Below are 1,937 nucleotides of genomic sequence, written 5' to 3'. Positions count from 1 at the left end.
TGCGCTCAGCAGTGAGCCTACCTTCGCTCCCAGCAGACCCGTTCCCGCGGCTCCAGCCCCTACCGCTCCGATCCCGGCTGCCGCACCAGCCGCCTCCTGCTCCGACGCCGCCTCATCGTCATGTAGTATCGCTATCGCCGCGCGGCGGCTGTAAAGTCAGGAAGACAGCTAGCCTAAGCGTTACCTTTCCTGTTTATGTAAACTGGTCGTCACCAGATTGTTCTTGCACTTTAGTCATCGCGGCAATTACCCAGTTTGTAGCGAACAATTTGCAGATAAGTTCTGACAATATGAATGGTCGGGCTATCCATACTAAAAGGTGCGATGGTTTTGACAGTTTATCTATCGGGGCGACGTATTCTACAGTTGCATAGCATTTTGAAAATCCTGTGAGAAAGCGAACATAACAAAAAACAAGTTGATTATGGTGGTACCTGACCATAATCAACCTGCTTCGTGTACGGAAAAGCGGTTATGAAATTAAAACATTGTGCGCGTAAAACCATAATGACGAAATCTTCATACGGGTATTACATGGTTTATATGTGTTAGTGGTTGAATGATGGATTCAATCGGCACTGAGTAGAGCCTCGAACCAAAGGAGCATCTCACTCTAAATATCCTGCTCTCTTGAGCAATGTAATATTTGCAGGAATAAGAACTTCTTGTCTATCGAACTCTTCATCAACTGTATCAGTGAAAGAGCATGTTTCACAATGCCTATACAATCTTTCGTTGTTGATATCACTAAAGATTCTAAGATGGTCACTTTTACATTGTGGACATACTTCTGCTGATGTAAAAGTTATGATGTCTTTCACCAAGTTTGATATCCTTCGCAAAGTATCGAATTCTGACTTAGGTTCTCGGCTAATGTAGCTTCCAACAATTGAATTGAAATCATCCCCTGTAGATCCTATAACATACATTTCAGGGTCGATAGTAGTAATAAATTGAAAAAAGTTTATTTCGTTTTCTGAAAATCCGTAATTACTATTGCTTACCCCTGTATTCATGATTTGGTTGATAGCCCCACGATTACTTTTTACTATTGCAACTAATCCATGTAAAAAACTGGCCATATTCATGTTCTCTATTTCTGAAAACAATTCCAGTGCCTCTGACCATAATTTATTACTTGCCTTTTTATTGTTCATCGTCTACAGCCTTTCACAGAAAAGATTCATTAAATGTATCATTTTGGAGCAGGTACTGGGAATGTTGTAACTAAATTTCCTTTGCTATCTGTTAAAACTTGTATCCATGTGGTTTCTGTGCCACCAACGCCAGGAATACTTGGTTTTACAGTACCTACAACCTGTCCAGTATTAACTACACGAGAGTATTGCCCTGAATCCAATAACGTAGCAGGTGTTTGAATAACCTCTTTTCTACCTAGAATACTTTTCACTTCATCCTGGCTGACAGTGAATTGCCCTGCATTTTTACCCGGGGTAAAATGTCGATCAACAACATGTTCCCAACCTGCATTTTGAGAAGGACTAAACCTAGTCGGTCCATTAGCGACGTTAATACGATTCTGTACGACCCCAGGAATCTTAGCAATTTCACCCGTCCCCCCACTACCACTGCCCTTACTTCCTTCGCCACCCTTGCCACTGTTTCCTCCATCCTTCTTCCCGTTCCCTGTGCCAGACGAGGGCTCCTCTGGCTTCGTCTTCGGCGCTGCTGGCGGCGGGTTCGTTCCCGAGTTCTTCGACGGGTTGCTTCCGTTCGCATTCGGTCTTGGCGGCGTTCCTCCACCGCTCGTCAAACCCATCGTGCCGTATCGCGATGCGTTCTTGACGTCTCGAATCGACATCACCGCATCGGCCAACGCCACCATTCCGAACCAGAACTGGTCATTCGCCGCCTGCTGTTCATTGTACTGTTCCCAGAACTCGCTCCACGCCTCGTCTACCTGCTCCTCGCTCGCG

1 protein-coding gene and 1 pseudogene are annotated in these 1,937 nt (G+C 45.0%); both read right to left on the bottom strand.

Annotated elements, in window-relative coordinates; all coding sequences use genetic code 11:
- Positions 1-608: 608 nt before the first annotated feature.
- The gene (locus ACY1JZ_RS25935; RefSeq protein ID WP_462631660.1) at positions 609-1,157 is read right to left on the bottom strand and encodes a hypothetical protein; all 549 of its coding nucleotides are present in this window, start codon (positions 1,155-1,157) and stop codon (positions 609-611) included.
- A 38-nt stretch (positions 1,158-1,195) separates the two neighbouring features.
- Positions 1,196-1,937, bottom strand: a pseudogene (locus tag ACY1JZ_RS25930) (hypothetical protein); the annotation flags it as partial.

It is taken from the genome of Paenibacillus sp. J5 (assembly GCF_054955055.1).
The sequence above is the reverse complement of the archived record's forward strand: the minus strand, read 5'-3'. Positions and strand labels throughout refer to the sequence as shown.

Bases quoted from the DNA above. Each gene is read 5' to 3' on its own strand.
- ACY1JZ_RS25935 (WP_462631660.1), bottom strand. From the start codon at position 1,157: ATGAACAATAAAAAGGCAAGTAATAAATTATGGTCAGAGGCACTGGAA.